The following is a 12,783-nucleotide window of genomic DNA, read 5'->3' as shown; positions in this document are numbered from 1 at the left end:
CCCAGAGTGTAACCTAGCTATTAAGATTAAGAGAGAGGGGTTATTGTATAGTCCTCACCATAAAAAGCCGCAAGCACCATCACTGAACGGAACCCCACAGGAAGCCTACCGGCTCTCCCGTCGGGTCAGTGCCAAAGTCGGTCACAAAATTGTAACATAGAAGTCTGTGCCATTATCTGCATTAATGCTTATGATGATTGAATGGGGGAAGACCAAATTGAAGGTCGGCAATTCGGTCGTTTCTTCTTGATCAGTTAAAGAAAAATGATTAAGCAGTTTGCTAATGTAAGAAAGCATAGACACAGTTTTGTGAAGTAACTGCACTATCTATCCCTATTTTTCGATGTTCAATGCCTGCAAAATCCAATCAAAACCATCTGTTAATTATTGAAGACGAAAAAGGGCGCAAGGAATATACCTTGGAGGAACCCGTCTATTCCATAGGCAGAGATCCGGATGTAGATATTCGTCTGTTTTCACAATTTGTATCTCGCCGACATGCGACCTTAGTGCGGCGAGAACGGGAAGACGGCAGTTTCTACTACCGCATTGTCGATGGTAACCTCAAAGGTAAAGCCAGCGCCAACGGACTGGTAATTAACGGTCATAAACTTCAAGCCCACGATCTTGAAGATGAGGACGAAGTCGTCTTCGGTCCTCAAGTTAGTGCCAAATATTACATACTCAAGCGAGACTCTGTTCCCACTGGACCTCCCGATGAGTTTGACATCACCCTGATTAGCCCAAATATGATGGGGGGAGATTCAGAGGACTGGACACCCTGATGATTAGCCCAGCTATGATCAGGGAGTTCCAGAGGATTGAAATCAGAGATTGAAACCAGAGGATGTCAACCAGCAACACTCTCTAAGAGTTGCCAATGGCGGTTTTGGGCAACCGCCTCTTGAACTTCATAAAATTTATCGTGGCAGTGGTTATCGACCTGTAAGGGTAACTCTTCATTTTTGATCACGAAATTCATGCGAATTTCCTGATCGGTAGCCATCGATTTGTCAATCAAGACTTCCACTGTCACGAGTTTGGCAAAGGCAACATGACCGGGGATCTCCCGTGCCATGATATAGTCTCCCGTGTCATAAATAATGTCGAAATCGCAGGATTGTAAAACCTCAATCAATGATGGTTGAAGGTGATCGGGAGAAACTGCAACCGTAAATGAACAAGTGTAGCGAGCCATATTTAACCCTTGGCGTCAGATAGCTAGATCATTACATAAGATCTATCCAAAGCTACCCACAAGTGGGCATCTGGAGGTACTTACTTCCTGCTTCACTCTGGCGGTGATGGCACTTAACCAGTCCACAGGCTAACACCACCTGTACGGGCTTGGTTCCCAAGCTCCTATGGCGGCTATAAGCGAGTTACCTACCTAGCGGCTTGGGCTGGATAGGTATACCAATAAAGTATACATACTCTTGAGAGTAGATTCCATCGGGATAAACATCCACCCATCCTTTTCCTTTACTTCTGTTCTCCTTCACTTCGGAAAGAGGACATGATTTTGGGTAACAATGGGTAGAGGTGTGATCCGATGAGGGGTGGAGAAGGGGAAATGCTGATTGTGTTTGAAGGAGTCGAAGGTAGTGGCAAAACCACCCAAATCCAGCGATCGCACGATTGGTTCCTCCGTAGTGGTGTACTCGACAAGCTGGACAATGGCGCCAAACCCTCATCTGTCATCGTTACCCGCGAACCCGGAGGAACCGCCCTCGGCGTCAAACTGCGTAAACTGTTACTCCAAGAAAACTCCTCATCCCTACAACATCGCACTGAACTCCTCCTCTATGCCGCCGATCGATCGCAGCATGTTGAAGAATTGTTACAGCCTCAGCTTAACGCCGGGGCGATTATTTTGTGCGATCGCTACACCGACTCGACGATTGCCTATCAGGGGTATGGACGAGGGATTGACCTCGCCCTAATTGAGCAAATCAACCACATCGCCACAGGAGGGCTAGAAAGCGATTTAACCTTGTGGTTAGATGTTGATGTCACAATAGGCTTACAACGGGCAAGAGAACGGGGCGTCGCCGATCGCATGGAACAAGCGGAGTTAGCCTTTCACCAGCGAGTCCAACAAGGGTTTGCCCAGTTAGCCTCCCAGTATCCCCAGCGCATTGCCCGGATTGACGCCAATCAAAGCCCTGACGCCGTACAATTGGACATTCAGACAGTGTTACATCAACGGATTCAGCAGAAATATGTCATGGATGTTTGACAAACGACGTAGCCTGCTTCTCGCTGCGCCAGTATGACGAACGACGAATGACCAATGACAAATGACCAATGACCAATGACCAATGACCAATGACCATAGTCGGACAAAAACAAGCGATCGCACTCTTAGAAGGGGCAATGACAGCCAACCGCATCGCCCCAGCTTATCTATTTGTCGGTTCTCCTGGAGTCGGGCGGGCTTTAGTCGCCCGTTGGTTCATTGAACGGTTATTTTGTCAAGATGTCCCATCCCAGAAGCAACCCTTAGTCCAGAAACGCCTCCAGCAGGGAAACCACCCAGATCTCCTCTGGGTTGAACCCACCTATCTACACAATGGCATTCGCCTATCCGCCAAAGAAGCCGCAGAAAAAGGACTCAAGCGCAAAACGCCCCCCCAAATCCGCCTGGAACAAATTCGCGAAATTAGCCAATTTTTAGGACGTTCTCCCCTGGAAGCCTCTCGTCAAATTGTGGTGCTAGAACAGACGGAAACCATGGCAGAATCAGCCGCCAATGGCTTGCTCAAGACGCTAGAAGAACCCGGAAACGCCACATTAATTTTAATCGCGCCCAGTCCCGATGCCTTATTACCCACCTTAGTATCCCGGTGTCAACGGATTCCCTTTTCCCGATTAGCACAAGACGACATGGCACAGGTACTACAGCAAACAGGTTATGAGCAGATTCTCCAAGAACCCTCGATATTAGCCATTGCCCAAGGGAGTCCCGGAGAAGCGATCGCGGCATTTGAACAACTGCAAGCCATTCCCCCCGAATTACTGGCAAAGTTGAATCAATTGCCCAACTCCTCCCGCATGGCGCTAGAACTGGCTAAGGAAATTGATAAAACCCTTGATCCCCAAGCCCAATTGTGGTTAGTCGATTATTTACAGCATCAGTATTGGCAACACCAACCCCATACCCGGATCATTCACCAATTAGAGCAAGCCCGAACCTACTTGCTTGGATATGCTCAACCTCGATTGGTTTGGGAAGTGACATTCTTAGAGTTACAGCGTTGATCAGTGTAGTGGCGTGGCACACCTTAATTGGTGGATTAGAGTTACATCCAGAAACCGTAGGGGCGCACAGACGTGCGCCCGATTTAATCGTAAAATTTCCACCACAATTTTAGCTGTTTCACACCAGCAACAAAGGGTTGAGGAGAGGGCGACCCGAGTCAATTAAGAGGACTGATGTTGTGAATTAAACCAAGCGGGTCTCCCCTACAGAAATACAAAATTAATTTTAATTTCATTCGGGTTTGTCACATTACCTAATTTCCAATGACCTAATCCTATTCATGTTCATGAGAATGTCCTGACTCTTCTTGGTGATCTTGTTCCGACTGTTCATGTTCAGTTTCTGCCCCATTATGATGATGATCTCCAGATTCTGAGGTATCATTAGGGACTAAAAATTGCAATTCTGAGCGAACTTCTGTATGTCTAATTATTCCGCCCTGAAGTCCTGTCCATGACACCAACCCTGTGGCGATGATTGTTACAACTAAAAAACTAATGGGAAACCAAGAGGGAGTTTTATTTATCCCTCGAAACAAACCAAACAAGCTCATGATTCCTAATAGTTCTAAGGCGATGAGTGCTTGCTGAGCAATGTTGCTGTGAGCGTGAACCAACGAATGGGAAACGCTCGGAAGAGAAACCACCACTTCTTCCGCTTGCTGCCCTGCCCAAAAAACGGGGATCGTAATTAAGGCAATGATAAAAAAACACCAATAACTTGCCTTTTTTAAATCTTCACTATCTTTGACTAAGGCATAAATTAGTAGGAGCAAGCCAAAGATAGCTCCAACGATGGGAAAATGATTCAAAAGTAAATGGATGTGAGTCCAGCTTAACTTCATAGTTTTTAATTTCACTAAATAAAGGTTGCAAGGGCGAAAAAATGTTTATAAATTGCCATGAATAAGCCTTGATCCGATTGAAAATGCACTGTTGAAACGGATGAATAGGGTGATGAAAATAAATAATACTTATTCAGCCATTCCTATTTAAGCACAGAATAGTCGGTTGTCTTACCTTTACATTAATACACATTCTTTGTAAAAATCAAAAGTTTATTTAATACTATAAAGCTGTTGAAGAAAATAGATCTATCCAAGGAGGTAGATTTAAAAGGCGCTGAAAAATTATCGGAATTTTCGTCTATACTTGACTTGACAAAATTCCTCTCGGCAAAGGTTTGCTTTTAGATCAATAAAATGTGAATGAAAAGATAGTGATTGTATTTTTTGAATAGGTTGTATGATGAACTGGGATTACGAACTTTTAGTTATTGGAGCAGGACCCGGTGGTTTAGCAGCGGCTGAAACGGCGGCTGACTATGGAGTCCGGGTGGCGATCGCGGAACAAGATCAGGTCGGTGGGACTTGTGTGGTGCATGGGTGTATCCCTGAAAAATTAATGACGTATGCGGCAGGTTTCTCCAAAGTCTTTGAACGGGCGGATGAATATGGCTGGGGTCATGTGTCCAAGAACTTTGATTGGTGTCAATTTATGGAAGCCAGAAACCGCGATATTCAGCATCTTTGCCAAAAGCATATCCAGAAGCTGGAAAAAGCTGGCGTTGAACTGATCAAAGGACATGCTAAATTTATAGATGCTCACACGGTAGATATTAATGGACAGGAGTATAAGGCGAATAAAATTTTGATTGCGATTGGTCGAAAAGCGATAAAACCTGAGGTTCCCGGAATTGAATATGCGATTACGACGCGGAAATTTCTAGAACTGAAACATCAACCCAAACACTTGGCGATTATTGGCAGTAATTATATTGCGGTGAAACTGGCGGGGATGATGAATGGGTTAATCTCAAAAGTTACGCTAGTCATATCCGACGATAAAGTTTTGCCCGGTTGTGATCACGCTTTGCGGACAACGGTTCAAGATGAGATGACGCGGTTGGGAATTAGAATTTGCACCAATAGCCAGGTTGAGAAAATTGAGCGGGTGCAAGATTGTCTGAATTTGAGGTTATCGGGTAATAATGAACCCGTAGAGGTGGAGACGGTTGTCTGGATTAGCGATCGCGTTCCTAACTGGGGTGGACTAGGTTTAGAGAAAGCGGGAGTTGAGGTTAAGCAGGGAGCGATCGCGGTAGATGAGTACAGCCGTACCAGTCAAGCGAATATTTTCGCTGTAGGGGATTGTACCGCTAGACCCCGGTTCACGCCAGTTGCGATCGCGGCGGGTCGAGCTTTCGCCGATACAGAATTTGGTGATCATCCTCGAATTGTCGATTATGACTATGTTCCCTACGTTGTCTCGTCTCAACCGGAAGCCGCTACCGTTGGGTTAACTCAAGCGCAAGCCAAAGCGCAGTTGGGTGAAGCGGTGCGTTGTTATCAAAAAACATTCCAATCCCTTTTGGATATGAGGGCAGAATCACCGGAACAAACCCTGCTCAAACTGATAGTTGATGGCAACTCAGATCGGATTGTGGGCGCTCAAATGGTAGGAGACTGTGCCTCTGAGATTATTCAGATGATTGCTTTAGCCATTAACGCTGGAGTAACCAAGGCAGATTTTAATCATACCATTGGCATTCATCCCTCCATCGGTGAAGAATTTTTCTGTTTATCACCGTAGGGGTTTGGTTTCCAAACCCCCCTTGGTTTCCAAACCCCCCTTGGTTTCCAAATCCCCCTTGGTTTCCAAACCCCCCTTGGTTTCCAAACCCCCCTTGGTTTCCAAACCCCCCTTGGTTTCCTGGCGTGGCACACCTTATTTGATGGATTAGAATTGGTTCGTAGTGAGGGAACCTCAGCCCTCTCCAGCTAAGCGTTATAGCACTCTTCGTGCTTACTACAAACAAAACCCTATTTTAGCTGTGCCACGCCACTACTTAATAACCGTAGCAATCAAACCCCCAGCTAACCAGATATAGGATACAATCGCCAGCCAAAACAGCACCCGCTCAATGATACTTTTCTTACCACCGCCGTGATGCATTCCACCCTTGTCATCCTTTTTGCCACCCCAACGCAGCCAAGCCATAACCCCAGTAACAGCGAGAAAGGCAAGATTCAGCCAGAATGTATAGTCAATCGCAAAACGCTGCGTCTCGGCTTGACTCTGCCCCGTACTTTCTGGCAAAAGTCCCAATAGGGAAAAGCCATAGTGCATAACAATAGCTGTCGCCACCAACGCCGCTAAAAATACAGCCAGGATATAGGATGCCATTTTCCAGCCGTAGTATTTGGCATTAATCCGAATCACCGGGAACACAACTAAATCACTAAAAATAAACGCGATTACCCCAGCAAAACTCACCCCATTGGCATAGAGAACCGAAGCCAAGGGAATATTTCCCATAGAACCGATAAACGTAAAAAACGCCGCCACGGGTCCAATAATTGTATTTTCCAGTATCGCCAAAAATCCCGGATTCCCATCTTGTCCAGAACCAATAAACAGGAACTGAAAAAACGATCGCGGTACAAATACAGCAATAGCCCCCGCCACAGTAAAGCCGATGGTTACATCTTTCCAAACCATCTTCCATTCCATGAAATATTTGCGGGCAACCTGTTTCCATCCCTGTAGAGTTTGAATCTTCTCCTTCCAGTTAGGAACATCTTCTCCCTCATTTGCCTCGCCTTCATTGTCCCGCAGTCGTTTGCGTACCTTTCTAATTAGCTTCGTGGGGCGAGTAAACCGCACGATTAGCCACATGCAAATAATGAGCAGAAGTCCACCCACATACTCGCCGACGACGAACTGCCAACCGAGGAAAACGGCAATAATAAATCCTAACTCAACAACTAGATTAGTTGAGGCAAGTAAGAAAGCCAAGGAAGGAACAAAACCGGCTCCTTTTTTAAATAAAGATTTTGTTGTCGCTAGGGCAGCGAAACTACATGAACTAGAGATAAATCCGAAAAACGTTCCCAAGGCGACGCTTCCTTTTCCCGCTTTACCCATGGTTTGTTTCATGCGTTCGCGAGTCACAAAAACCTGGATAGCGCTACTAATCACATAACCCAGGATAAACGCCCATAATGCTTTCCAGAAAAAACCCAGTGAGGTTAGCACTGCCTCACTATACAATTGCCAAAAGCTTGCATTATTCATAATGTTTTTTTGTCTTTTATGGTCTTGTAACTACTCAACAGACTTTCCTGGTTTATTGCGAAAACCCATCAATAGCTAGATGAAATGAAGTTCAACAAGCTATGACAATCACCATAAAAGAGGGGTTGGATTATGACATCTAACTATCGGAAGATTATGATTTCTAGCTATAAAGTTAATTAAGTAAGTTTTTTTTGACTGTGGCGTTAACATTGATAAAGCTATGCACTTAGGCGAAGCCGAAAAACCGCGAACCCGAAAATCCGGCTGATTAGTGGAGTCAGATTGCTGTCCTCTCGCTTTTTACTGTATGAATTTGTGTGTGCGATCGCGTCTGACAAAAGAATGAGCTGTAATATCTGACTCAGGGTGGACAACAGTTTCATTTGAATCAAGAGGCTTATGTAGTAGAAGGGCGGGTTTAGTCACATCCAGGTGCAAAAGAAACGATAATAGTGAAACCCGCCCCTACACCCCTACACCCTACACCCCTACACCCCTACACCCCTGTTCCCCATGATTCCGGTACAACTTATCGCCCGGGTACGCGGTTTGGTCCCCAAGGGATTCGCCGGATTAGCGCCTTGTATACGCCTTATAATTTTGAATTAGGGGTTGATTTACGCGAACAAATTACCCTCTGTGATGTGGGCGATATTTTTACGATTCCGGCGAATAATGAAAAGTCCTTTGATCAAATCTCCAAGGGAATTGCTCACGTTTTTAGTTCCGGTGCATTCCCGATTATTTTAGGCGGCGATCATTCCATTTGATTTGCCACGGTGCGGGGAATTTGTCGGCATCTGGGGGATAAAAAAGTAGGCATTATTCACTTTGATCGCCATGTTGATACCCAAGAAACCGATCTCGATGAACGAATGCATACCTGTCCCTGGTTTCACGCCACTAATATCAAAAATGCTCCGGCTAAAAACCTAGTCCAACTGGGAATTGGTGGCTGGCAAGTCCCGCGTCAAGGCGTCAAAGTTTGTCGAGAACGGGCTACGAATATTCTCACCGTTACTGATATTACAGAAATGGGATTAGATGCGGCAGCAGATTTTGCGATAAAACGCGCCACTGATGGGACAGATTGTGTCTGGATTAGTTTTGATATTGATTGTATTGATGCTGGATTTGTTCCCGGAACCGGGTGGCCCGAACCCGGTGGTTTACTGCCTCGTGAAGCCCTCTATCTGCTCAAGAAAATTGTCCAAAATGTTCCCGTTTGTGGGTTAGAAGTGGTCGAGGTTTCACCCCCCTATGATATTAGTGATATGACTTCTCTCATGGCAACCCGGGTTATTTGTGACACGATGGGTCATTTAGTGGTATCGGGTCAGCTTCCTCGCCAGGAAAAGCCTGATTACATCCAAATGAATTATCAAGCTGAAATGGTGGAATGGGTTTAATCCCTGTGAGTAAAAAATGGCAGAAATTGAGGAAATTGGGTGAGGGATAAAGCGTGCATGAAACCGATATGACTAAAGCATTAATTTTGACAGTCCGCCAATGGTGGGAGGAACAACCCTCTCGTCCGCAAATTGATACGATTCATCTGACAGTGGGGCAATTCACTTGTGTAGAACCTGCTAGTTTGCAATTTGCGTTTGCGGCACAGACTCAAAATGGTTTTTTAGAGGGGGTAAAATTAGCCATTCACGAGACACCTTTGGTTGCATTCTGTCACGCCTGCCAAGAGGAATACAAACCCGAAATCGGATTGCACTATTCTTGTCCCAGTTGCCAATCTCCGATGGAGGATATTCGTTCGGGACGAGAACTGAAAATCAATCGCATTGAATATGCTCAATCTTGTGTTGGAATGTAAGCAGGTGGACACAATTAAAGTTAACGGCAGAGATCGTCATTTGTCATTTGTCATTCGTCATTCGTCATACTTGCTTTCCTGGAGAAGGTAGCTACATCTTATATCATTTTTAATTGAGTTCATTCAAAACCTGATAAAATAGCGAACAAGACGCTCGCACTACAGCGATTCTCTATTGCCTAAGAAACACCGAGCGTGTTACCGAGCGAAGTCGAGGTAAGTCGAGGTGTTGCCTATTGCCTATTGCCTCCTTTCACCACAAAACTTATTCAGCCTAATTAACAATGCACCAAACCGTTGAAGCTGCTTTAGAAATTAACTTACTCCACGCTAACCAAGCGGGAGCCAATCACAACCGCGCCCATTTTGATCAGTGGGGAATTACTTGTCTGAATATCATGAGTAGCCCCGGTGCGGGGAAAACGGTGCTGTTAGAGCGTACTTTAGCCGCCCTGAATCATGACTTAAAAATGGCAGTCATTGAAGGGGATATGACAACTGAATTAGACGCCGAACGGCTGCGTCAATACGGCGTTCCTGTGATTGCAATTAATACCGGACGTTCCTGTCATCTTGACTCAAAGATGGTATCAGGAGGACTTCACACGTTAGCAGCGGAATACAATCCAGCGGAATTGGATCTCGTTTTTGTCGAAAATGTCGGTAATCTGGTTTGTCCGGCTGAATTTGAAGTGGGAGAACATGGCAAGGTTGCACTTATAAGTGTTACTGAAGGGGAGGATAAACCCTTGAAGTATCCAATCATGTTTCAAGAAGCAGACTGCTTATTAATTAGCAAAATAGACTTAGCCCCTTACCTGGATATTGATCTCAACCGTCTGGAATCTAACGTGCGTCAAATCAATCCCCAGGTTACGATTATTCGGCTCTCGGCGAAAACTGGTGAAGGATTGGAAACCTGGTTGACTTGGTTGCGAACTCAGGTCAAAGACTCAAAATCTCTATCTAATGGGTGAATCCTGAACAGGGTTGAATGGGTTATCGTTCTAGAGTTCAAGTTCTAAATTCTCAAATCAGTATGTTCAGGATAATCAATAACGTTTCGGGTAATTTCCAACGATACCGGGCTAAAAAGGTACTGTCAGTTCTTTTGTCGATGGCGGTAGTGGCATTGACTTGGACAGGCACAGTATTTAATGCTATGCCTACAGCCCAGGCTTTAACCGTGAAAACGACACCATTTATCGTTGCGGATAGTAACCCTGTTGACAAAGTATTCGGTTCGGGAACCAGCGACCAAATTCAAGGGAAAGCCAAAGAAGATATTGGCACGATGGAACGAAATATGGGCAAAGCCAAGGAAGATATTAAAGGTGCAGCTAAGCAAGCCCAAGGGCGGGCGGAGCAAGATACAGGGCGGGTGAAAAATCGCGCCGACGATGCAGGATCGGATATGGAAAAGGCGTCTGAAAATTTGGGAGATGCGATTAAGAGTTTGTTTGGAGAATAGTAGCTAAGACGGTTAGTCTGAACGAATTGGCTAAAAACGCCTCAAGCAATGGTAAAATTAGCGAGTCAATAACGGCTTTTCTGACTTCAGTAGAAACGTTCCAGTAGAGCGTCTCTACTGAATTTGTAATTTTTTGATAAGTAGTCGGACAAAAAAACGGTACTGTATTAATTTTTGTAAATTACCCTCGAACCCTTACTGTTGCCTGTTCCCTGTTCCCTAATCTCAACCGTTAACTTCAATTTTGTTCACTTACTTAGTATGACGGCTCTTTCCCCGATTGTTAAACCCGTTAGCCAGATGAAGCTAGCACCCGGCAGTGCTGTGACAATTCCTAATGTTAACTGGCAGGAATTTGAGTCTATTTTGGCAGAGTTAGGAGAAAAACGTGCGGCAAGACTTGCTTACAGCCAGGGAACGTTAGAAATTATGGTTCCTTTACCTGAGCATGAAAAACCCAAGGATATTATTTCGGATATCGTCAAGCTATTGCTTAAGACGAGAAGTAGGCGATATGAACCCTTTGGTTCAACGACGTTTAAAAAAGAAGGTGCCGCAGGCGTTGAACCAGATGCCTGTTTCTATATCCAAAATTATCAACAAATGATTGGTCGTCGCCGACTTGAACCCGATGATCCACCGCCTGATTTGGCAATTGAGTCAGATGTTACCTCGAAAACAACATTGGATGCTTATCAAGCGATTGGCGTTCCCGAAGTCTGGGTTTATGATAGTGGCAAGTTGATAATTTATATTTTAATTGAAGGAGACTATAGACAATCTGATAGTAGTCCGACGTTTCCAGACATTTCGATCACCCAGGTTATCCCGGCTACCATAAAACGGTCATGGCAAGTGGGACATGTTCAGGCGTTAGAGGAATTTGAAAGCGCGATCGCAAGATGGACGTTGGAGAAGTAGGGCGGTTCAAACCGCAGCTACACAAACTAAACCCGCCTGCGCGGGTTTCACAAATTCCATTCGCCAGGGTTTGTTTGAGGTTCTTAAGGAGTGTACTATTTCTCTCATGCTGCTGAGTATGGGAATTATTATCTGGTTTCAAACGCGATCGCATTCCCGGCACTAATTTTAATCCCTCATAGGAATTCACGAAAATTCCCACAATTGTAGGTGAAATGTTGACCGAGCGCTGCCTTAGTCTAAACGCCTAATATAAAGTTCAGGGGAATTCTAACAACAATTGTAGGGACACGGCATTGTCCATTGGTGTCAACTTAAGACTTTGTATAACTAACGCTCAACGTTTAGATCCCCCTAAATCCCCCCTGCAACAAAAAGCGAAGCATCCGCTGGCTTCCCCCTTTTTAAGGGGGACGGGAGGGGGATCTATCAGGGGGACTTTGATTAATTTCTGTCAAAAGGGGGACTTTGATTAATTTCTGGTTCCCCCCTTAAAAAGGGGGGCTAGGGGGGATCTCTTATTAAGTAAGAGTTCCAACCTTAAGTTGACACGGATGGGCATTGCCGTGTCCCTAAGGTTCAATCTTATCTTTGTTTCAATCTTATCTTTGTTTCAATCCCTAATAGGGATTCAGGGGAGTTTAAACGTTATTTGGCAAGGTTCACATCTTGCTGAAGTTGGTTTCATAGGGTCGAAGGAAAGATTTATCTTTCTCAGCTCCCATTCAAAACCGAACGAGCAAGTTTCCAAGCATTCGGCTCCTAGTATGCCTCCGATAATTAGTGGAACCCTTTCCCGTTTCCAGTTGGGGGTCTGGTCTGTTTAACGCTTTTATTGTCCCTTTTTATCCCACGTTCAGAGGTTTCGCCTCCTACGTTTTAGGCATTTTAAGAACTTACTCAGTCGTGACCAAGGCAGTGACTGCCATACGTCAGCTTATCTTAAGCGTTACCTTAAGCTTTGGCTTCTTATGACATCGTATTCAATCGGGTTCATCCGGAGTTAGCTTACCCTACTTTTGAAGGATTTCCTTATCCAGTCAGGTAAACAAGTTGTGCTATCTGTTCAACAAATAACAGTTCATGTTTCCTGTGGATGGATTTGCGGTTTTACCTATCACCTCTGACCAGAATTATCCAACAAGAGAACCTGATGATTTACCTCGTTCCAAGTAACTATTTCTTGATACCTTTAGGTTCCGAGTATCCGCCGGGGTAATTA

Annotated in this window: 11 protein-coding genes and 1 pseudogene; 9 read left to right on the top strand and 3 right to left on the bottom strand. The window is 45.0% G+C overall.

Going from position 1 to position 12,783, the window contains the following annotated elements; genetic code table 11:
• Positions 1–350 precede the first annotated feature (350 nt).
• On the top strand, positions 351–785 hold the full coding sequence (locus RIE73_RS00935; RefSeq protein ID WP_446399389.1) for an FHA domain-containing protein: 435 nt from the start codon (positions 351–353) through the stop codon (positions 783–785).
• A gap of 65 nt (positions 786–850) precedes the next feature.
• Here RIE73_RS00935 and RIE73_RS00930 read toward each other — a convergent pair whose 3' ends face one another.
• Positions 851–1,198: a hypothetical protein gene (locus RIE73_RS00930; protein ID WP_006104062.1), complete on the bottom strand. Its 348-nt coding sequence runs from the start codon at positions 1,196–1,198 to the stop codon at positions 851–853.
• A 375-nt stretch (positions 1,199–1,573) separates the two neighbouring features.
• On the opposite strand from RIE73_RS00930, the gene tmk reads away from it, so the two are divergent.
• Both tmk and holB read left to right on the top strand, forming a co-directional pair.
• On the top strand, positions 1,574–2,239 hold the full coding sequence (gene tmk / locus RIE73_RS00925) for a dTMP kinase (RefSeq protein WP_446399388.1): 666 nt from the start codon (positions 1,574–1,576) through the stop codon (positions 2,237–2,239).
• An 89-nt stretch (positions 2,240–2,328) separates the two neighbouring features.
• Complete coding sequence (gene holB, locus RIE73_RS00920) at positions 2,329–3,261, top strand: DNA polymerase III subunit delta' (protein ID WP_446399387.1); 933 nt, start codon at positions 2,329–2,331, stop codon at positions 3,259–3,261.
• Between the two features lie 275 nt (positions 3,262–3,536).
• On the opposite strand, the gene RIE73_RS00915 is transcribed toward holB, so the two are convergent.
• Positions 3,537–4,106, bottom strand: a complete 570-nt coding sequence (locus RIE73_RS00915; RefSeq protein ID WP_446399386.1) for a hypothetical protein — start codon at positions 4,104–4,106, stop codon at positions 3,537–3,539.
• A 403-nt stretch (positions 4,107–4,509) separates the two neighbouring features.
• Between RIE73_RS00915 and gorA the strand changes: the two genes are divergently transcribed.
• Positions 4,510–5,853, top strand: a complete 1,344-nt coding sequence (gene gorA, locus RIE73_RS00910) for a glutathione-disulfide reductase (RefSeq protein ID WP_446399427.1) — start codon at positions 4,510–4,512, stop codon at positions 5,851–5,853.
• Positions 5,854–6,105: 252 nt separating this feature from the next.
• On the opposite strand, the gene RIE73_RS00905 is transcribed toward gorA, so the two are convergent.
• Complete coding sequence (locus RIE73_RS00905; RefSeq protein WP_446399385.1) at positions 6,106–7,338, bottom strand: permease; 1,233 nt, start codon at positions 7,336–7,338, stop codon at positions 6,106–6,108.
• A 509-nt stretch (positions 7,339–7,847) separates the two neighbouring features.
• Between RIE73_RS00905 and RIE73_RS00900 the strand changes: the two are divergent.
• The 5 genes and pseudogenes from RIE73_RS00900 to RIE73_RS00880 all read left to right on the top strand — a co-directional run.
• Positions 7,848–8,750: pseudogene (locus RIE73_RS00900) on the top strand (agmatinase family protein); the annotation flags it as partial.
• A 53-nt stretch (positions 8,751–8,803) separates the two neighbouring features.
• Positions 8,804–9,169: a hydrogenase maturation nickel metallochaperone HypA gene (hypA, locus tag RIE73_RS00895; RefSeq protein WP_446399384.1), complete on the top strand. Its 366-nt coding sequence runs from the start codon at positions 8,804–8,806 to the stop codon at positions 9,167–9,169.
• A 284-nt stretch (positions 9,170–9,453) separates the two neighbouring features.
• On the top strand, positions 9,454–10,146 hold the full coding sequence (gene hypB, locus RIE73_RS00890; protein ID WP_446399383.1) for a hydrogenase nickel incorporation protein HypB: 693 nt from the start codon (positions 9,454–9,456) through the stop codon (positions 10,144–10,146).
• 62 nt (positions 10,147–10,208) lie between these two features.
• Positions 10,209–10,640, top strand: coding sequence for a CsbD family protein (locus RIE73_RS00885; protein WP_446399382.1), 432 nt, complete (start codon positions 10,209–10,211; stop codon positions 10,638–10,640).
• Positions 10,641–10,901: 261 nt separating this feature from the next.
• A complete protein-coding gene (locus RIE73_RS00880) occupies positions 10,902–11,561 on the top strand; it encodes a Uma2 family endonuclease (RefSeq protein WP_446399381.1) in 660 nt (219 codons plus the stop codon).
• The last annotated feature ends 1,222 nt before the right edge of the window (positions 11,562–12,783 follow it).

The sequence above is a fragment of the Coleofasciculus sp. C1-SOL-03 genome (assembly GCF_040220555.1).
In the GTDB taxonomy this organism is placed as follows: Bacteria; Cyanobacteriota; Cyanobacteriia; order Cyanobacteriales; family Coleofasciculaceae; genus Coleofasciculus.
This window is presented reverse-complemented; position numbering and strand designations above follow the sequence as displayed.